This is a genomic window from Geodermatophilus normandii (assembly GCF_003182485.1).
GTDB classification, from domain to species: Bacteria; Actinomycetota; Actinomycetes; order Mycobacteriales; family Geodermatophilaceae; genus Geodermatophilus; species Geodermatophilus normandii.
In genome coordinates, this window is record NZ_QGTX01000001.1 from 2,090,472 (window position 1) to 2,110,196 (window position 19,725).

General features: G+C 73.8%; 16 protein-coding genes. 10 read left to right on the plus strand and 6 right to left on the minus strand.

What is annotated here, in order from left to right:
• Positions 1-552: 552 nt before the first annotated feature.
• A complete protein-coding gene (locus tag JD79_RS10340) occupies positions 553-2,115 on the minus strand; it encodes an LCP family protein (RefSeq protein ID WP_110005442.1) in 1,563 nt (520 codons plus the stop codon).
• Positions 2,116-2,504: 389 nt separating this feature from the next.
• Here JD79_RS10340 and JD79_RS10345 point away from each other — a divergent pair, with 389 nt between their 5' ends.
• The 5 genes from JD79_RS10345 (at position 2,505) to glfT1 (ending at position 8,776) form a co-directional block, all read left to right on the plus strand.
• Positions 2,505-3,122, plus strand: a complete 618-nt coding sequence (locus JD79_RS10345; RefSeq protein ID WP_146220420.1) for a hypothetical protein — start codon at positions 2,505-2,507, stop codon at positions 3,120-3,122.
• Complete coding sequence (locus JD79_RS10350) at positions 3,122-6,160, plus strand: hypothetical protein (protein WP_245900329.1); 3,039 nt, start codon at positions 3,122-3,124, stop codon at positions 6,158-6,160. Before JD79_RS10345 ends, JD79_RS10350 begins: the two co-directional genes overlap by 1 nt.
• Before the next feature lie 86 nt (positions 6,161-6,246).
• Positions 6,247-7,080: a galactan export ABC transporter permease subunit Wzm/RfbD gene (gene wzm / locus JD79_RS10355; RefSeq protein WP_110005445.1), complete on the plus strand. Its 834-nt coding sequence runs from the start codon at positions 6,247-6,249 to the stop codon at positions 7,078-7,080.
• A gap of 2 nt (positions 7,081-7,082) precedes the next feature.
• A complete protein-coding gene (wzt, locus tag JD79_RS10360) occupies positions 7,083-7,847 on the plus strand; it encodes a galactan export ABC transporter ATP-binding subunit Wzt/RfbE (RefSeq protein WP_110007605.1) in 765 nt (254 codons plus the stop codon).
• Entirely contained in the window at positions 7,844-8,776 is a 933-nt protein-coding gene (glfT1, locus tag JD79_RS10365; protein ID WP_110005446.1) for a galactofuranosyltransferase GlfT1, read from the plus strand. The genes wzt and glfT1 overlap by 4 nt, the downstream gene beginning before the upstream one ends.
• Positions 8,777-8,881: 105 nt before the next feature.
• Here the strand turns inward: glfT1 and JD79_RS10370 are convergent, their stop codons facing one another.
• Positions 8,882-10,831 carry a glycosyltransferase gene (locus JD79_RS10370; protein ID WP_110005447.1) on the minus strand — a complete coding sequence of 650 codons (1,950 nt, stop codon included), beginning with the start codon at positions 10,829-10,831 and terminating at the stop codon, positions 8,882-8,884.
• A 7-nt stretch (positions 10,832-10,838) separates the two neighbouring features.
• Positions 10,839-12,026, minus strand: a complete 1,188-nt coding sequence (gene glf / locus JD79_RS10375) for a UDP-galactopyranose mutase (protein WP_110005448.1) — start codon at positions 12,024-12,026, stop codon at positions 10,839-10,841.
• A gap of 162 nt (positions 12,027-12,188) precedes the next feature.
• On the opposite strand from glf, the gene JD79_RS10380 reads away from it, so the two are divergent.
• The 4 genes from JD79_RS10380 to JD79_RS10395 are packed head-to-tail and all read left to right on the plus strand — an operon-like array spanning position 12,189 to position 16,069.
• The gene (locus tag JD79_RS10380) at positions 12,189-13,118 is read left to right on the plus strand and encodes a glycosyltransferase family 2 protein (protein ID WP_110005449.1); all 930 of its coding nucleotides are present in this window, start codon (positions 12,189-12,191) and stop codon (positions 13,116-13,118) included.
• Positions 13,115-14,227, plus strand: a complete 1,113-nt coding sequence (locus tag JD79_RS10385; protein ID WP_110005450.1) for a mannose-1-phosphate guanylyltransferase — start codon at positions 13,115-13,117, stop codon at positions 14,225-14,227. Before JD79_RS10380 ends, JD79_RS10385 begins: the two co-directional genes overlap by 4 nt.
• Before the next feature lie 42 nt (positions 14,228-14,269).
• A complete protein-coding gene (locus JD79_RS10390; protein WP_110007606.1) occupies positions 14,270-15,040 on the plus strand; it encodes an SDR family NAD(P)-dependent oxidoreductase in 771 nt (256 codons plus the stop codon).
• A 48-nt stretch (positions 15,041-15,088) separates the two neighbouring features.
• Positions 15,089-16,069, plus strand: a complete 981-nt coding sequence (locus tag JD79_RS10395; RefSeq protein WP_170149055.1) for a DNA-3-methyladenine glycosylase family protein — start codon at positions 15,089-15,091, stop codon at positions 16,067-16,069.
• On the opposite strand, the gene rfbA is transcribed toward JD79_RS10395, so the two are convergent.
• The 3 genes from rfbA to cofD form a co-directional block, all read right to left on the minus strand.
• Positions 16,066-16,944, minus strand: coding sequence for a glucose-1-phosphate thymidylyltransferase RfbA (gene rfbA, locus JD79_RS10400; RefSeq protein WP_110005451.1), 879 nt, complete (start codon positions 16,942-16,944; stop codon positions 16,066-16,068). The two genes, JD79_RS10395 and rfbA, sit on opposite strands and share 4 nt — an antisense overlap.
• 28 nt (positions 16,945-16,972) lie before the next feature.
• Positions 16,973-18,007, minus strand: a complete 1,035-nt coding sequence (locus JD79_RS10405) for a coenzyme F420-0:L-glutamate ligase (RefSeq protein ID WP_245899992.1) — start codon at positions 18,005-18,007, stop codon at positions 16,973-16,975.
• Positions 18,008-18,077: 70 nt separating this feature from the next.
• Positions 18,078-19,028 (minus strand): 2-phospho-L-lactate transferase, encoded by a 951-nt coding sequence (gene cofD, locus JD79_RS10410; protein WP_110005453.1) that lies wholly within the window; start codon positions 19,026-19,028, stop codon positions 18,078-18,080.
• A 304-nt stretch (positions 19,029-19,332) separates the two neighbouring features.
• Here cofD and JD79_RS10415 point away from each other — a divergent pair, with 304 nt between their 5' ends.
• Entirely contained in the window at positions 19,333-19,584 is a 252-nt protein-coding gene (locus JD79_RS10415) for a WhiB family transcriptional regulator (protein WP_170149355.1), read from the plus strand.
• The last annotated feature ends 141 nt before the right edge of the window (positions 19,585-19,725 follow it).

Here is a 19,725-nt window from a genome sequence, read left to right on the forward strand (position 1 = left end):
CGGGACGTGACGCCCGGCCACGGCGCCCGTGCGCTCGGCTCGGCTCGCTCGTCGACGAGGACGCCGCCGGCGTCCGAGGAGTGCCCACCGGCGACCGGGTCGCCTGCGTCCGCCGATCCGCGGCGTGTCCTCCGGCACCCCGCCGTGCACCGGTCGGGCCTCGTGGCGGTCGGGCCCGTCCTGGGACCCCGACGGTGGCGTCCCGAGCGTCACGCGTCCGCACGCGGCCGTGCCGACGTCCAACCGGTCGGGCAGGGGCGGCTCGACCGACCGCGGGCAGGACGGCTCCCCGGCGTCCTCGGCCGCCACGTGCGGGCTCGGGACCCACCCGACGGGCCGGCTGGAGGCGTTCCTGCGGGCGCAAGGGCGGGCCCCGGGTGCGGGGCCGCCTGCTCGGGAGGCCGGCCCGGCCGGGTCCCGGCCGGGCCGGCCGCAGGACCCACCGCGGCCCCGGTCCGCACGCCCCGACGGCCGCGCCGGGACGGCTGTGCAGACCCCCGGAGACGACTCGGGCCCCCTCCCGGAGGGGAGGGGGCCCGAGCGCAGGCCAGGTCAGTTGATGCAGCTGGTGTCGGCCGCGGTCCGCGGTGGCTCCGCCGCGGTGTCCGTGGACGGCGCCGGCGGTGTGGTCGCCTGGCCGATGCCGTTGAAGTCCGAGCCCAGGACCAGCTGGACCGTGCCCGTGGCGGGGTCCTCGCTGACCTCGGTGACGGCGCCGGGGATCTGCGTCGCCAGCGTGGCGGCCAGCGCCTCGTCGCCCGCGGCGTGGCGGATCGTCGTCTGCTCGAAGTCGTTGCTCGACGCGTTCCCGGTGCTGGTGACGGTGAAGCCGGCGGCCTCGAGCTGGTCCCTCGCCTCGGCGGCGAGACCGGAGATGCCCGACCCGTTGTAGACCTCCACCGAGACCTCGGACGGCGCGACCGTGGCCGGCGCGGCCGGGGCCTCGGAGGCGGGTGCCTCGGGCTCGGCGGACAGCTCGGCGAAGAAGTCGTGCAGCGTGTCCTCGTCGGCCAGCTCCACGATCGACCGGTCGTTCTCGTCGCGGCCGTCGGGGTCGACGATCGGCACGGTCTGGAACTGGATGCTGTCCGGGGTCACCGACTGCATCTGCTGGGCGAGGTCGAGCAGGTCGAGGTCCCGGTCGATGGTGAGCGACTCGGACGCCGCCTGGATGAGCTCGCGCTGCTTGCCCAGGTCGAGCAGGACGTCCTGCGAGAGCAGCTTGCGCAGGACCCCGCCGATGAAGACCTGCTGGCGGACGATCCGGTCCAGGTCGACGCGGGGGAGACCGTGCCGCTGGCGGACGAACTTCAGCGCGTCGGCCCCGGCGATGGTCTGCGGCCCCGCGGGGAACACCGCGCCCGAGTACCGGGAGTCGTCGACCGCCGCGCAGAGGTTGACCTCGATGCCGCCCACGACGTTGGTGAGGTTGAAGAAGCCGAGCAGGTCGACCTCGGCGTAGTGGTCGATCTGCAGGCCGCTCAGCTGGCTGATCGTCTGCACGAGCAGCTGGGCGCCGCCGGCCTGCTTGTCGGCCTCGGGTGCGGCGTCGTCGACCTCGCTGTAGCCGTAGGCGTAGGCGGCGTTGAGCTTGTCCATGCCGTACCCCGGGATCTCGACGTAGGAGTCGCGGGGGAAGGAGACGAACGAGGCGCGCGACCCGTCGGCCGGGACGTGCACCAGGATCATCGTGTCGGTGTTGACCCCGGAGTCGGTGCCGGCGTTGAGCTCGGCGAGCTGCTCGGGGGTCAGGTCGGCGCGGCTGTCGTTCCCGACCAGCAGCAGGTTCATCGCCTCGGCCGCGTCGCCGGACTCCGAGTTGCCCGCGGTCGGGATCGCGTCGGTCCGGTTGACCGTCGCCTCGGCCACCCGCCCGAGGTACCAGCCCCAGCCGCTCGCACCCAGCAGGAGCACCGACAGGACGGCGGCCACGCTGCGGGCGACGACGGCGGCGCGGCCGGTGCGGCGGCGCGACTCGCGAGGGGCGCGGTGCCCGGCCTCGTCGGCCGGGGCGCCGCGGTTCCGCGAGCGGGCAGGGGCGCCGGCGCGCGGATCCAGTCGTGCCGGGAGCGGCCGGCCCGCGGCGGCGCCGTGCTCGTTGCGGTCTCGACTCACACGGACGAGGTTAGGGGCGGGGTCGACCTCTGCCAGGCCCGCGACACGGCGGAACGCTCCGTCTCGACGCGCCTGCTGCCCGCCTGACACCTCCCGCCCGTCCCCTCCCGTCCGCCACACGGGCCGCACCTGCCACGTCCCGGCGGGGCCCGCTGCGGGCCCCGCGGGCCGACTCCCGGAGACGGGGGGAGGCGCGCGGCGCCCGAGCGGCTCCTCGGGAGGACCACCCGTCTCATTCGTCACGGCAGGTGAGTCGCTGCCCGTCACGGGCGATGGACCCTCAGTAACCTCGCGCGGGAACGACCGCCGGTCGCGCACCAGCGCGAGCGGTGCTGTCCCGGTCTGACGCCGTTCGGCCGGCTCTTCGTCGGTCTCCTGGGAGTACTCCGATGTCTCGATCCTCCGGCCGCTCGTGGCGGCCGTTCGTGCTGACCCTCGGGTTGGTCCTGCTGGCCGGTGCGTGCCTGCTCGTGTACGCGCTGCGCGCGCCCGACGGCACCGACGCCGCAGGGGCGCCGGCAGCGGGGTCGGGAGCCGCCGGCGCCACGGCGACCGACCCTCCCTACGACGGCTCGGCCGACAGCGGAGGCGTGGCCGCTCCCGTCACGGCGACCTCCACGGCGGCGACCTCCACGCCGGCGGCCGGCGCCCCGGACGACGGCGGCGCCGGTGCACCGGGTGGTGGGGACGCCGGCGCGTCCGGGCCCCGCAGCGTCACCGTCTCGACGACCTACAGCGGGTGGGACGAGTCGAGTTCCTCAGTCGTCACCGGCGGCTTCATCGACGGCCTGATCGAACCCGGCGGCACCTGCACCCTCACGCTGAGCCGGGGCGGCGTCGTCGTCGCGGGGACGTCCGAGTCCGTCGCCGACGTCCGGACCACCAGCTGCGGCCAGGTGAGCATCCCGGGTGGGGACCTGGCGGCGGGGAACTGGTCGGCGGTCCTCAGCTACCGCTCGGGCACCGCCGAGGGCGCGTCCCCGGAGTTCACGGTGGTGGTCCCGTGATGCGGCGCCTGCGGCTGGTCCTCGTCGGGCTCTTCGTGTGCGCGGTGGCGGTCGGCATCGGTGCCAGCGCGCCGACCGAGTCCTCCACCGACCTCGAGACGGTGGCCGACCTGAGCCGTTTCAACCCGGGCAACATCATCTCCGACGGGGCCTTCTACGACTCCTCGACGATGTCGGTGCAGTCGATCCAGTCCTTCCTCGAGCGGAACGGCTCGGGGCTGCGGTCCTACCGGATGGACACCTGGAGCCGATCGGGGGACAGCCGGTGCGGCGCCTACGCCGGCGCCGCGCAGGAGACGGCCGCGACGATCGTCTACAAGGTGGGCCAGGCGTGCGGGATCAACCCGCAGGTCCTGCTGGTCATGCTCCAGAAGGAGCAGGGGCTCATCAGCGCGGCCACGCCGACGTACGACCAGCTGCGCAAGGCGATGGGGTACGGGTGCCCTGACACGCCGGCCGGCTGCGACGCCACCTACAACGGCTTCTACAACCAGGTCTACATGGCCGCCCGCCAGTTCAAGAACTACCGGGCCAACCCGACCCGCTACGGCTACGTCGCGGGGCGGACGAACTCGATCGGCTACCAGGTGGCTCCCGCGGACCCCACGCGGTTCAACCACATGGACCGTGACTGCGGCCGCGCCTCGGTCTACATCGAGAACCAGGCCACGGCGGGGCTCTACAACTACACGCCGTACGTGCCGAACAGCGCTGCGCTGGCCGCCGGCTACGGCAAGGGCGATGCCTGCTCCGCCTACGGGAACCGGAACTTCTACAACTACTTCGTCGACTGGTTCGGTTCACCCCAGTCCGCCGGCGCCGCCGCCATCTGGGAGCGGAACGTCGCCCTGAAGGCGGCGGGGGTCGACCTCGGGCCGGCCCTGAACGACGTCTGGTGCGACCAGCCGAACGGCGGGTGCCGTCAGCGGTACACGTACGGCGACATCTACTGGTCGCAGGCGACCGGGGCGCACGCGGTGCGCGGGGCGATCCTGGCCAAGTACTACGCGATGGGCGGACCCGCGTACATGGGCTACCCGGTGGCCGAGGAGGGGCAGGACCGCAACGCGTCGGGGGTGTACTACTCCAACTTCCAGGACGGCGACGTCGTGTGGTCGCAGGCCACCGGTGCGCACGTGGTGCGTGGGGCGATCCTGCGGGCCTGGCAGGCGGTGGGCGCCGCGGGCGGCTACCTGGGTCTGCCCACCGGTGACCACGTCGGCGCGGCCGGCGGCGGCGCGGTGACCGACTTCCAGCGGGGATCGATCTACTGGTCGCAGGCGACCGGGGCGCGCGCGGTGCGCGGGGCGATCCTGGCCAAGTACCGCGAGGCCGGCGGCCCGGCCGCGCTGGGGTACCCGGTCGCGGAGGAGGGGCAGGACCGCAACGCGCCGGGGGTGTACTACTCCAACTTCCAGGACGGCGACGTCGTGTGGTCGCAGGCCACCGGTGCGCACGTGGTGCGTGGGGCGATCCTGCGGGCCTGGCAGGCGGTGGGCGCCGCGGGCGGCTACCTGGGTCTGCCCACCGGTGACCACGTCGGCGCGGCCGGCGGCGGCGCGGTGACCGACTTCCAGCGGGGATCGATCTACTGGTCGCAGGCGACCGGGGCGCGCGCGGTGCGCGGGGCGATCCTGGCCAAGTACCGCGAGGCCGGCGGCCCGGCCGCGCTGGGGTACCCGGTCGCGGAGGAGGGGCAGGACCGCAACGCGCCGGGGGTGTACTACTCCAACTTCCAGGACGGCGACGTCGTGTGGTCGCAGGCCACCGGTGCGCACGTGGTGCGTGGGGCGATCCTGCGGGCCTGGCAGGCGGTGGGCGCCGCGGGCGGCTACCTGGGTCTGCCCACCGGTGACCACGTCGGCGCGGCCGGCGGCGGCGCGGTGACCGACTTCCAGCGGGGATCGATCTACTGGTCGCAGGCGACCGGGGCGCGCGCGGTGCGCGGGGCGATCCTGGCCAAGTACCGCGAGGCCGGCGGCCCGGCCTTCCTCGGCTACCCCGTGGGGGAGGAGGGCCGGGACCGGTTCGCGTCCGGGGTGTACTACTCCAACTTCCAGGGCGGCGACGTGGTCTGGTCGCAGGCCACCGGCGCGCACTTCGTGCGCGGCGGGATCCTCTGGTACTGGCAGAACGTCGGGGCGTCGGGCGGGTTCCTCGGTGCTCCCACGGCGGACGAGCAGGCGCTGCCCGACGGCGGCTACGTCAGCGACTTCCAGGGCGGGTCCATCTACTGGTCGCAGGCGACGTCCATGCGCATCGTGCGCGGACCGGCCCTGGAGCGGTACCGGGAGCTGGGTGGGCCGGCGTCGCTGCTGGGCTACCCCACCCGCGACACCGCCGCTGCCGGTCCCGGGGGCTCGGTCACCGGCTTCCAGGGCGGCGACCTCGCCTGGTCGCAGGCCACCGGCGCGCACTTCGTGCGCGGCGGGATCCTCTGGTCGTGGCAGCAGGCCGGCGGTGCGACCGGGGTGCTGGGCTACCCGACGGCGGACGAGCAGGCGCTGCCCGACGGCGGCTACGTCAGCGACTTCCAGGGCGGGTCCATCTACTGGTCGCAGGCGACGTCCATGCGCACGGTGCGCGGACCGGCCCTGGAGCGGTACCGGGAGCTGGGTGGGCCGGCGTCGCCGCTGGGCTACCCCACCCGCGACACCGCCGCCGTCCCCGGGACGGGTGGCACGGTCACCGGGTTCCGGAACGGCGACATCGCCTGGTCGCAGGCCACGGGAGCCCACGTCCTGCGGGGCGACGTCCTCACGGCGTGGCAGCGCGCCGGGGGCGCGACCGGCGTCCTGGGCCTCCCGACCACCGACGAGACGGTGGCGCCGGGGGGTGCCGGCTCCGTCGTGGACTTCCAGGGCGGGTCGGTCTACTCGTCGGCGGCGACCGGTGCCCACTGGGTGCGGACCGCCGTCAACAGCGCCTACCTGGACGCCGGGGGCACGACGTCGTCCTACGGCTACCCCGTGTCGGACACCTACGCCCACAACGGTCTGCAGCGGGTCGACTTCCAGGGCGGATCGCTGTCCCGGTGACCCCTCCCGTCCCACCCATCCGCCGGAGCGCGGCAGTCTCTCGCGCTCCGGCGGAGCGTGGGGCGCGGCAGGTAGCGTGGCTCGCCGTGGCACTTGCACAACCAGCGGGACGCACGCTCCACGCGGCTGTCGCGGATCTCCGGCGAGGCTGGGAGCAGCGGGCGCTGTGGGGGCACCTGGGCTGGCAGGACATCCGCCAGCGGTACCGGCGCTCGGTCCTCGGCCCCGTCTGGATCACCATCAGCATGGCGGTCACCGCCATCGCGCTCGGGATCCTCTACTCGGGGCTGTTCGACATCCCGCTGGAGCGGCTGCTGCCCCACGTCCTCGTCGGGTTCATCGTCTGGGCCTTCATCAGCGGCTGCATCACCGAGGGCTCGGAGGTGTTCATCGCGAACGAGGGGCTGATCAAGCACCTGCCCGCGCCGCTGTCGGTGCACGTCTACCGCCTGGTGTGGCGGCAGACGCTCTTCTTCGCCCACAACATGGTCGTCTACCTCGTCATGCTGCTGGTCTTCCCGCAGCCGCTGAAGTGGACGGTGGTCTACGCGATCCCGGCCTTCCTGGTCCTCGCCATCAACGGCGCCTGGGTGGCCCTCGCCGTCGGCGTCATCACCGCGCGCTTCCGCGACATCCTGCCGATCACGCAGAGCGTCGTGCAGCTGGCGTTCTTCCTCACGCCGATCGTGTGGATCTACGACGAGCTCGTCAACAGCCCGAACCCCGCGATCGCCGAGCGGGCCCGGCTGGCCGAGTTCAACCCCTTCCTGCACTTCCTGGAGATCATCCGCCGACCCCTGCTGGGCCAGGACCAGCAGATGCGGTACTGGGTGGTCGTCCTCGCCATCACGGTGGTCGGGTGGGCGTTCACGATGCTCGTGCTGCGCCGCTACCGGTCCCGCGTCTCCTACTGGGTGTGAACGTGTCCGAGAGCAGCAACGGTCCGGTCAGCATCGCGACCAAGGACGCATGCGTCGACTTCCCGATCTTCGACGCCAAGAGCCGGTCGCTGAAGAAGACCGTCATGGGTCTCGTGGGCGGCAACATCGACAGCGGCGCCAAGGTGCCGGTCATCGAGGCGCTGCGCGACATCACCGTCAGCCTCGAGCACGGGGCCCGCGTCGGGCTGGTCGGCCACAACGGCGCCGGCAAGTCCACCCTGCTGCGGCTGCTGTCGGGCATCTACGAGCCGACCCGGGGCGTCGCCGAGGTGCGCGGCCGGGTCGCGCCGGTGTTCGACCTCGGCGTCGGCATGGACCCCGAGATCTCCGGCCTCGAGAACATCATGATCCGCGGTCTGTTCCTCGGGATGACCCGCAAGCAGATGGAGCAGCGGGTCGACGACATCGCCGACTTCACCGAGCTGGGGGACTTCCTCCGCATGCCCCTGCGCACCTACTCCACCGGCATGCGGGTGCGTCTCGCGCTCGGCGTGGTGACCAGCATCGACCCGGAGATCCTGCTGCTCGACGAGGGGATCGGCGCGGTGGACGCGGCGTTCCTCGAGAAGTCCAAGCAGCGGCTGGTCTCACTAGTCGAGCGCTCGGGCTTGCTGGTCTTCGCGTCACACTCCGACGAGTTCCTCCGCGAGCTGTGTGACACCGCGATCTGGATGGAGCACGGGCAGATCAAGCAGCAGGGCGAGCTCAACGAGGTGCTGCGCGCCTACAAGGGCCAGACCGCGTGACGGCGACGGCCGCATCGACGGGTGCCGCCGCGACGCCGGGGACGGGGGAGTGCGTCGTCGCCGTCGTCGTCACCCGGCACCGGCGGGAGCTGCTCGCCGAGAGCCTGGCCGCGATCGCCGCGCAGGATCGCCGCGTCGACCACGTCGTCGTCGTGGACAACGGACCCGACCAGTCGGCTGCCGACGTCGTCGCGGCCAGCGGCCTGCCGGCCACCCACCTGCCCAGCTGGCGCAACCTCGGCGGCGCCGGCGGCTTCGCCTACGGCATGCTGCACGCCCTCGCCATGGGCGCGGACTGGGTGTGGTGCGCCGACGACGACGGCCGGCCCGCCGACGAGACGGTGCTCGCCACCCTCCTCGACGCCGCCGAGCGGCACGGGCTGGCCGAGGTCAGCCCCCTGGTCACCGACCTCGCCGACCCCGACCGGCTGGCCTTCCCGCTGCGCCGCGGCCTGACCTGGCGCCGCCGCCGGAGCGACTTCGACGGTCTGGACCTGCTGCCGAACTACGCCTCGCTGTTCAACGGAGCCCTCTTCCGGGCCGAGGCGCTCGACGTCGTCGGCGTCCCGGACTACCGGCTCTTCTTCCGCGGCGACGAGACGGAGATCCACCGCCGCATGCTGCGGGCGGACCTGCGGTTCGGCACCTGCCCGCGGGCGGCCTACCTGCACCCGGAGGGGACGACGGAGTTCGCGCCCATCCTCGGCGGGCGCCTGTCCGCGCAGTACCCGGCCGACGAGGTGAAGCGGTACTTCACCTACCGCAACCGCGGCTACCTCATGGCCCAGCCGGGCATGCGCTGGCTGCGGCCGCTGGAGACGATCCGCTTCGGCTGGTTCTTCCTGGTCTCCCGTCGCGACCGCGCCGGCTGGCGCGAGTGGCTGCGGCTGACCCGCGCCGGCCGGCGTGAGCGCCTCACCCGGCCCTGACCGACCGGTGCCGGGGCCGTCTCGTCCCCTCACCGACACCCAGCACGCCCGCACGCAGAGGGCCCCGCACCGAACGGTGCGGGGCCCTCTGCGTGCGTGCGGACGTCAGCGGGTGGCGTCCCCGGCGAACGTCTTGCCCCAGCTCTCCGCGGAGGTGAGCTCCTCGAGGTGGGCACGGTACTGCTCGGCCAGGGCGGGGAACTCCCGGTAGAGCTTCGCGTGCACCCGGATCGAGTGCCGCAGCATCCTCCAGAAGGTCTGCGGCTCACGGCGGCGGAAGGTGACGCCGCGGCCGTCCGCCGTGCCCACGGTCGCGCTGTCGAGCCGCGACAGCAGGAACCACCGCGCGTCCTGCGCGCTGATGTTCAGGTCCGGCCGGTCGGTCGACTCCGGCTTCGGGGGACGCAGGTTGTGCACCAGCGCCGCCAGCAGCGTGCGGCCGATGGTCCACGGCTTCGTCGGCGGCTTCATGAACTTCTCCGCCTTGACCGCTCCCATCGAGGGCAGGGGCAGGTCCGAGGAGGAGGACACGACCCGGCCGTCGGGGTAGTCGCCCTGGTGCTCCAGCGCGGTGGGCAGCGCCGTCGGGAGGAGCGGGAAGAGACGTTCCGGCCCGGCCAGGAAGTCGTCGTACGCCCGGTGGTGGAGGGCGGCTGTCGCGTACTGCAGCATGATCAGGAACTTCAGGTCGAACTTGAACGTGTCCCTGAGCAGCGTGCCGCCGTGCTTGTACTGGGTGTGCAGGGCCGCCGCGACCAGCCGGTTGCGCGTGTGGAAGTACGCCTGCCACCCGGCCGTGTCGTCCTTGTCGCTCCAGGACAGGTGCCAGACCGCGACGCCGGGCAGTGTCGCCGTCGGGAAGCCGTTCTCGCCGGCGCGGATGCCGTACTCCGCGTCGTCCCACTTGATGAACACCGGCAGCGCGAAGCCGAGCGACTCCAGGGCCTCACGCGGGATGAGGCACATCCACCAACCGGTGTAGTCGACGTCGATCCGGCGGTGCAGCTGCGGCGAGTTGCGCAGGCTGCTCCTGGCGAAGTCGTGCGCGTACTGGGTGTTGGGCGCGGCCCGCCAGAAGAACTTGTCCGGGGCCACGACCTCACCCATGGTGTGCAGCACCGAGCGGTCCTGCAGCGCGAGCATCTGCCCGCCGACGATCATCGGCTTCTTCGTGAAGCGGGCGAAGGCGAAGACCCGGGCGATGCTGTCCGGCTCGATGAGCACGTCGTCGTCGAGCAGCAGGTGGTGGGTGGCGTCGGTCGCCGTCACCATCTCGTACATCGTCCGGGAGAAGCCACCGCTGCCTCCCAGGTTGCCCTGCTCGACCAGCCGGAGCCGACCCTCCAGCCCGGACTCGGCCGCGGCGAACCCCGCGGCGTCGCGGACCTTCTTGTTGCCCTGGTCGGCCACGATGACCGTGGAGATCTGCTCGCGGACCACGTCGTCACCGGCCAGCGCCTGGAGCGCGGCCACGCAGTCGTCCGGACGGTTGAAGGTGCAGATGCCGATGGACAGCCGCGTCTCGCGGGCCGGCGCCTGCGCGGCCGACCACGACGCGTCGCGCACGGTGAGGGGCGCGTCGTCGGCCGTGAGGTCGAACCAGTACCAGCCGCCGTCCTCGAACGGCGTCAGGTCCAGCTCGAACTCCAGCCGGCGGTCCTCGCCGGTCGTGGTCGCGCCGGTGACGTGGATGATGCTGCCGTCGGCCTTGGAGCGGTAGACGTCGATCCGGCCGGGGCCGGAGAGGGTCATCCCGAGGACGACGCTCTTGAGGACCGTCCAGCGGCGCCAGTAGCTCGCCGGGAAGGCGTTGAAGTAGGTCGCGAACGAGACCTCGTTGCCTGCGGCGACCGTGGCGTCGGCTCGCGTGGCGGACTTGGCCCGCTTGGTCGACCTCTCGTCGAGGTAGAGCGACCGGACCTTCAGCGGGTCGCCGGGCCGGGGGAGGATCACCCGCTGCAACAGCGTGATGGCCTTGTCCGGCACGAGGTCCGTGGCGGCCGGCTCGCTCACGCGCTCCGGGGACACGGAGGCGGGCTGCTGTGTCGTCGTCATGGGGGAGTCAGTCCTCCAGGCGGCCGTCGAGCGAGCCGCCCTCGTCGAAGAAGGGGCGGATGCGGTTGTCGAACATGCTCAGCGCCGACCCGATCGCCATGTGCATGTCCAGGTACTTGTAGGTGCCCAGCCGGCCGCCGAAGAGCACGCGCTTCTCCGCGGCCTCGTTCTTGGCCAGCTCGCGGTAGCGCTCGAGCTTCGCGCGGTCCTCGGGGGTGTTGATCGGGTAGTACGGCTCGTCGCCGGTCTCGGCGAAGCGCGAGTACTCCCGCACCACCACGGTCTTGTCGGCCGGGTAGTCGCGCTCGGGGTGGAAGTGCCGGAACTCGTGGATCCGGGTGAAGGGCACGTCCTCGTCGGCGTAGTTCATGACCGAGGTGCCCTGGAAGTCACCGATCGGCAGGACCTCGGTCTCGAAGTCCAGCGTGCGCCAGCCGAGCTCACCGGCCTCGTAGTCGAAGTACTTGTCGATCGGGCCGGTGAAGACCGTCGGCACGTCGGCCGGCAGCTCGTCGCGGACGTCGAAGTAGTCCGTCGACAGCCGCACCTCGATGTTCGGGTGGTCGGCCATCTTCTGCAGCCACGCGGTGTAGCCGTCCTTCGGCAGACCCTCGTGGGTGTCGTTGAAGTACCGGTTGTCGAACGTGTAGCGCACCGGGAGGCGGGCGATGACCGCGGCGGGCAGCTCGGTGGGGTCGGTCTGCCACTGCTTCTTGGTGTAGCCGCGGATGAAGGCCTCGTAGAGAGGCCGGCCGATCAGGGAGATCGCCTTCTCCTCGAGGTTCTGCGCGTCGGCGGTCTCGATCTCGCCGGCCTGCTCGGCCACGAGCGCACGCGCCTCGGAGGGGGAGTAGCTCCTGTCGAAGTACTGGCAGATGGTGGCCAGGTTGATCGGCAGGGAGTACGTCTTGCCGGAGTAGATCGAGTACACCTTGTGCTGGTAGCCGGTGAACTCGGTGAACTGGTTGACGTACCGCCACACCCGCTCGTTGGACGTGTGGAACAGGTGGGCGCCGTACCGGTGGATCTCGATGCCGGTCTCCGGCTCGGGCTCGGAGTAGGCGTTGCCACCGATGTGGTCGCGTCGGTCGAGGACGAGCACGCGCTTGTCCAGCTGGCTGGCCACCCGCTCGGCCACGGTCAGTCCGAAGAAGCCGGAGCCGACGACGACGAGGTCAGGTCTCGCTGAGGTCACGCCTGGCGACTGTACCGGCGGGGACCCTCGGGCTCAGGCCCTCGACGGGTGCGCCCCGGCTTTTCGTGACGGGACCGTCCCCCACGTCCCACGGGTCACACGCGGCCCGCCGCGCCCCCGCCGCCGCGCACCGGCCCCGGGCGGGCCTCCTACAGTCGCACCGTGCCCGGCTCCCCTGACGTCCTCCCGCTGCGCGTGGTGGCGGTGACGTACTCGCCGGGGGAGGCACTCGAGGGCTTCGTCACCTCGCTGGCGGAGGCGACCACCCGGGCGGTCGACGTCGTCCTCGCCGACAACGGCTCGACCGACGGCGTCCCCGAGCAGGTCGCCGCGCGCCATCCGCAGGTGCGTCTGCTGCGCACCGGGGGCAACGTCGGCTACGGCGCCGCCGTCAACGCCGGCCTGGCCGGGGCCCCGGGCCGGTACGCCCTGGTGGCCAACCCCGACGTCCGCTTCGAGCCCGGCGCCGTCGACGAGCTGCTCACCGTCGCCGCCCGGTGGCCCCGGGCCGCCACCGTCGGTCCGGCCATCCGCACCCCGGAGGGCGAGCTCTACCCCTCGGCGCGCGACCTGCCGCGGCTGTCCACCGGCGCGGGGCACGCGCTGCTCGGCTGGGCCTGGCCGGGCAACCCGTGGACGGCGCGCTACCGCCGGGAGCGCGAGGCGCCGCGCGAGCGCACCGCCGGCTGGCTGTCGGGCTCCTGCTTCCTCGTCGACCTCGAGGCGTTCGCCGCGGTCGGCGGCTTCGACCCGGGCTACTTCATGTACTTCGAGGACGTCGACCTCGCCGAGCGGCTCGGCCGCGCCGGCTACCTGCACGTGTACGCGCCGACCGCCGTCGTCGTGCACGAGGGCGGCCACGCCACCCGCCGCGAGCCGCACCGGATGCAGCGGGTGCACCACACCAGCGCGCTGCGCTACCTCTCCGGCCAGTACCCCGGCCGGCGGCACGCGCCGCTGCGCACGGCGCTGCGGGCGGGTCTGGGCGCGCGGATGCTCCTCTCCCACGTCAGCGGGCGGGTGGCCGCCGGAGCCCGCTTCCAGCGCCGCGCCGAGGGCGTCGGGCGGACCGACCGGGAGGCACGGGCATGAGGCACGCGGTGGTCATGGCCGGCGGGTCGGGCACGCGGCTGTGGCCGCTGTCGCGCGCCGCCCGGCCCAAGCAGCTGCTCGACGTCATCCGGGACGACGAGGACGGGGCGGGGGGCGCCGGCGCGCACAGCCTGCTGGCCGAGGCGTTCGCCCGGCTGGAGGCGGTGCTCCCCGCCGAGCGGATCTGGGTGTGCACCGCCGCCCGCTACGGCGCGCAGGTGCAGGCCGCCCTGCCGCGGCTGCGCCCGGACCGGCTGGTGCTCGAGCCGGTCGCCCGCGACACCGCCAACGCCGTCGGGCTGGCCGCGGCGCTGGTGGCCGAGGCCGACCCCGACGCCGAGCTCGCCGTCGTCAGCGCCGACCACGTCATCCGGCCGGTCGAGCGGTTCGCCGCGGCGCTGACCACCGCCTTCGACGCCCTGGCCGCGCGGCCGCGGGCGCTGGTCACCCTCGGCATCCGGCCCACCGCCCCGGCCACCGGCTTCGGCTACGTGCGCCGCGGCGCGGCCACCGGGGTGCCCGGGGTGGCCGAGGCCGCCGCGTTCAAGGAGAAGCCCGACCGCGCCACCGCCGAGGGCTACCTGGCCTCGGGCGAGTACCTGTGGAACTCGGGGATGTTCGTCTGGCGGGCGCGCACCGTGCTCGACGCGCTCGCCGACCACCTGCCCGCCACGGCCGAGGGCCTCGACCGCGTCGTCGCCGCCCCTCCCGGGCCGCAGCGCGACGCCGTCCTCGCCGAGGTGTTCCCCGCGCTGCCGAAGACGAGCGTCGACTACGCCGTCCTCGAGCCCGCGGCCACCGAGCCGGGCCGGGTGCTCGTCGCCGACCTCGACGTCGACTGGCTCGACGTCGGGTCCTGGCCGGCCCTGGCGCAGACCCTGGCCGCGGCCGACGGCAACGCGGTGGGCGGGCTGGCGGTGACCCTCGACAGCGCGGGCAACATCGTCTTCAGCGACGACCCGGAGCACCTGGTGGCCCTGGTCGGCGTCCGGGACAGCGTCGTCGTGGCCACCGCCGACGTCACGATGGTGTGCCCGGTGTCCGACGCCGAGCGGGTCAAGCAGCTGCTGGCCGCCGTCGAGGGCCGGTTCGGCCTGCGCTTCAGCTGACCCGCGGCGATGACGGCCGCCGGGCGTGGTGTGATGCCGCTCATGCAGAACTTCGACGTCGCAGCTGTCGTGTCCGGTGGGGCCTCGGGCCTCGGGGAGGCCACCACCCGCGCGCTCGCCGCGCGCGGTGCCGCGGTGACCGTCCTAGACCTCAACGAGGAGCGCGGCGAGGCGCTGGCCGCCGAGCTGGGCGGGCACACGACGTTCGTCCGCACCGACGTCACCGACGAGGGCCAGGTGGCCGCCGCGGTCGCCGACGCCACGGGCAAGGACCGCCCCCTGCGGATCGCGGTCAACTGCGCCGGCATCGGCTGGGCGCAGCGCACCGTGGGCAGGGGCAACGCCCCGCACGACCTCGACCCCTTCCTGCGCACCGTGATGGTCAACCTGGTCGGCACCTTCAACGTGCTGCGCCTGTCCGCCGCGGCGATGGCCGCCACCGAGCCGGAGGAGGACGGCGAGCGCGGCGTGGTGGTCAACACCGCCTCGATCGCCGCGTACGACGGCCAGATCGGCCAGGTCGCCTACGCCGCCTCCAAGGGCGGCATCGTGGGCATGACGCTGCCGGCGGCCCGCGACCTGTCCGCCGTCGGCGTCCGCGTGTGCACCATCGCGCCGGGGCTCGTCGACACCCCGCTGCTGGGCGGCCTGCCCGAGGAGGCCCGCACGGCCCTGGCCGACGGCATCCCGTTCCCCAAGCGCCTCGGCCGACCCGACGACTTCGCGCAGCTGGCGCTCGGCATCATCGAGCACGGCTACCTCAACGGCGAGGTCATCCGCATGGACGGCGCCCTGCGCATGGCGCCGCGCTGACCCGACCGCCGGCCGACCCGACGGCTCCCTCTTCCCCGGAGACCCCGCGTGACCACTGCACTGCCGGCCCCGACCCCGCCGGCCCCGGCCCCGCCTGCACCGGCCCCGCCCGCTCTCGACGGTGCCGACTTCACCGACTGCTGGCGGCCCGACTGGGTCGTCGACCTCCGGGCGGTGCTGCGGCCGCACCAGCGCAGCGCGGGGGACCCGGCGATGCAGTGGGACGGCGACGCCGTCTGGCGGACGACGACCACCCCCTGCGGCCCGGCCACCGTGCGCATCACCTCCCGCTGCGGCGAGGTGCGGGTGCAGGCGTGGGGGCCGGGTGCGCAGTGGGCGGGGACGGCGGTGCCCGGCTGGCTCGGCGCCGACGACGACCCGGAGGGCTTCGAGCCGGGACACCACCGCCTGGTCGGTGAGATCGCGCGGCGGACGCCGGACCTCCGGCTGAGCCGCACCGGGCGCACGTGGGACGCGCTCGTCCCCGCGGTGCTCGAGCAGAAGGTCACCGTGGTCGAGGCGCACCGCGTCTGGCGGGCGCTGCTGCGGCTGGCCGGTGACCCCGCGCCCGGGCCTGCGCCCGAGGGCATGCGGGTGCTGCCCTCCCCGCGGCGCCTGCGCGAGATCACCGACTGGGAGTGGCACCGCTGCGGCCTCGACGGCGCCCGCCGCCGGGCGCTGCTGCACGTCGCCTCGGTCGCCCACGCCCTCGAGCCCGACGGCGGCTGCGACTCACCGACCCTGCAGCGCCGGCTGCGCACCGTGCCCGGCATCGGCGTGTGGACGGCCGCGGAGGTCGTCCAGCGCACGCTGGGCTGCCCGGACACCGTCAGCTACGGCGACTACCACCTGAAGAACCTGGTGGGCTGGTCACTCGCCGGCCGCAGGACCGACGACGACGGGATGATGGAGCTGCTCGAGCCGTGGCGCGGGCACCGCCAGCGGGTCGTGCGCCTGCTGCACCTCGGCGGGAGCATGCCGCCCCGCCGCGGCCCCCGGACCGCGCCGACCAACTACCGCCGCCTCTAGCGCGCGATCCGGCCGTCCTCCAGCAGGCCGAGCAGGTAGTCGCCGTAGCCGCTCTTGGCCAGCGGCTCGGCCGCGCGGCGCAGGCCGTCGTCGTCGAGCCAGCCCTGCCGCCAGGCGACCTCCTCGATGCAGCCGATCTTGAGGCCCTGCCGCTCCTCGACCACGGACACGAACTCCGTCGCCTGACGCAACGAGGCGAAGGTCCCGGTGTCCAGCCACGCCGTCCCGCGGTCGAGGACGGTGACGGTCAGCCGGCCCTCGCGCAGGTAGTGCTCGTTGACCGCGGTGATCTCGAGCTCCCCCCGGGCGCTGGGCCGGATGCCGCGGGCCACCTCGACCACCGACGACTCGTAGAAGTACAGCCCCGGCACGGCGTAGGAGCTCTTCGGCGCGGCCGGCTTCTCCTCGATGGAGAGGACCTTCCCGGAGCCGTCGAACTCCACGACGCCGTAGTCCTGGGGGTTGGCGACGTGGTAGGCGAACACGTGCCCGCCCTCGGGGTCGGGCAGCCGTCCGAGCGCCGTCCCGAGGCCCGCGCCGTAGAAGATGTTGTCGCCCAGGACCAGGGCCACCGACTCATCACCGACGAAACCGGCGCCGATGAGGAAGGCCTGCGCCAGCCCCTCGGGCCGCTCCTGCACGGCGTACTCGATCCGCATCCCGAGCCGGCCGCCGTCGCCGAGCAGGGCGCGGAAGGCGGCCTGGTCGCCGGGCGTGGTGATGACCAGCACCTCGCGGACGCCGGCCATCATCAGCGTCGAGAGCGGGTAGTACACCATCGGCTTGTCGTAGACCGGCATGAGCTGCTTGCTGACCGCCTGCGTGATGGGGAACAGGCGGCTGCCCGTGCCCCCGGCCAGGATGATCCCCCGCATGGGGCGGACGCTACCGAGACCCGGCTGCTCAGTCCCGCGGCGAGCCGAGCCACAACCTCCCGACGAGTGACGACCCGCCCGGCGTGCCCACCGGCTCCCAGCGGGTCGTCCAGCCCTCCGCGTGCAGCTGGACCACGACGGCGCCGAGCAGCGCCCCCAGGTTGAGCGCCGCCGTCGTGGTGGCCCGCTCGGGCAGGTGCACGTCGACGACGCCGTCGCCCTCGCCGCCGTGCCGCAGCACCACCGGGAACTCCGGCAGCGCGGCGCTCGCCACCCGGAACGCCTCGGCGACGGCCTCGCGGTCGCCGTCGCGGGGGACCAGGTCCGCGGCGGGCCGCCGGCCGGGCACCAGGTCGCGGCTGCCGTAGGGGAACAGGTCGCCGGGGCCCAGCCGCACCAGCGGCCGGGTGCCGGTGTCGTCGTCCGGGACCTCGAGGGCCAGCCCGCGGACGACGGCGACCGGGACGCCGTCGAGCTTGCCCTTGACCAGGTCGGCGGCGGAGGCGACCTCGTCGACGACGGCGACCTGCGTGGTCTCCAGCCGGTTGCCGTGCGCGTCCACGGCTCCGCGGTGGTCGGTGAGCGCCGCGATGCCCGCCGACCCCACCGCGACGTCGGTCAGGCCCTCGCGCCAGGTGCGGCCGAAGGTGTCGCTGACGACCACCGCCACCTCGACGCCCAGCAGCGCCCGCAGCCGCTCGCGCAGCGCCCGGGCCGAGGCGTCGGCGTCGGCGGGGAGCAGCACCAGCGAGTCGCCGGGCACGTTGGAGGCGTCGATGCCGGCCGCGGCGACCACCCAGCCGTGCCGCGTCTCGACGATCTTCAGCGGCCCCCGGCGGGCCACCACGCGGACCGTCTCCTCGTCGATGGCCCGCTGCCGCACGGCCTCGCGGTCGGCGCCCGGCGGCACCGGCACGACCCGGCCCTCGACCTTGGAGACGACCTTGGAGGTCACGACGACGACGTCGCCGTCGGCCAGCCACGGCGCGGCACCCGCGATCGCCGCCGCCAGGTCGTCGCCGGCCGTGAACTCCGGCAGCCCGCGGACGGGGTGGACGTGCACGCCGCTGCTCGGCCCTCCTGCAGGGTCCCGCCGCGAGCTCGCGAGCGGCGGGGGGCGGGAGGGTCCTCTCTCAGACACCGGCGGCGTCCAGGGCGGCCCGGGCCATCGCCGCCGTGGCCTCCGGGGAGCTCATCAGCAGCGGCACCGCGTGCACCTCGACGCCGGGCACCTGCGCGGGGTCGCCGGTGTGCACCAGCCACGCGTCGAGCAGGCCGCCGTCGGACCGCGCGCCGTAGTGCCGGCCGACGCCCTCGGCGCTGACCTCGACGCCGAGCACCGGCAGGCAGCGGTCGGCCATCCCGCGCACGACGGCGCCCTCGACGACGGGGGAGACCCCGACGACGCGGCCGGGGGTGGCCCGCAGCGCGTCGCGCAGGCCGGGCACGCCGAGGATCGTGCCGATCGACACGACCGGGTTGGACGGGGCCAGCACGACGGCGTCGGCGCGGGCCAGCGCCTCGACGACGCCGGGCGCCGGCTGGGCCTGCTCGGCGCCGACCTGCACGAAGGCGTGGGCCTGCGGCTCGGCGCGGTGGCGGACCCACCACTCCTGGAAGTGGACGGCGCTGCGCCGGCCGGTGGCGGGGTCGTCGACGACGACGTGCGTCTCGACCCGCTGGTCGCTCATCGGCAGCACCGTGACCCCCGGCTGCCACCGGTCGGCCAGCGCCGCGGTGACGTCGGAGAGCGGATAGCCGGCGTCGAGCATCCGCGTGCGGACCAGGTGCGTGGCCAGGTCGCGGTCGCCGAGGCCGAACCAGGTGGGCTCGGCGCCGTAGGCGGCCAGCTCCTCCTTGACCGTCCAGGACTCACCCGCCCGGCCCCAGCCGCGCTCGGGGTCGATGCCGCCGCCGAGGGTGTAGACGACGGTGTCCAGGTCGGGGCAGATCCGCAGCCCGTGCATCGTCACGTCGTCGCCGGTGTTGACCACCGCGGTGACCGACGACGGGGGTGCGATCTCCCGCACTCCGGTCAGGAAACGGGCCCCGCCGACACCACCGGCGAGCACGACGATCTCCACGAAAGTCATCGTGCCCCATGGGCACTTGTCCACTGTTCGACGGGCGTGTCGGGGGAGTGCACGAGAAGTGACGAACGAGGTGTGACGGGTGGGGCCCGTGTGGTCAACCGCTTACACCGGGCGAAGTTGACGCTCGGGCAACGACACGCGTGTAATTCCCGCGGTGTGCGGCGCGGAGAACCTCGCGCCGAGGGACGAGAGCGAGAGGGGACGCATCGTCATGGCAGAGGTCTCGTGGCTGAGCGACTACGTCGGCGGGTCGGAGCGGGTCTCCCGTGAGAGCGGGCCGGCCGACCAGGGCCTGATGGGCATGCTCGGCATGGGCCTGACCGACGACGTGCAGTCCTGGCAGGAGCGCGCACTGTGCGCCGAGACCGACCCGGAGGCGTTCTTCCCCGAGAAGGGCGGCTCCACGCGCGAGGCGAAGAAGATCTGCACCGGCTGCGAGGTGAAGGCCGAGTGCCTCGAGTACGCCCTCGCCAACGACGAGCGCTTCGGCATCTGGGGCGGCCTGTCCGAGCGGGAGCGCCGCCGCCTGCGCCGCCGCGCCATCTGAGACGACGGCCCCGCGAGGGGCCGACCGGGACGTCCCGCACACCGGCGTGCGACCCCCCAGTCCACCACCGCAGCCCCCGACGGCACCGCCGTCGGGGGCTGCCGTGTCAGGAGCGCGGCGTCCGTGTGGTCGGATGGCCGG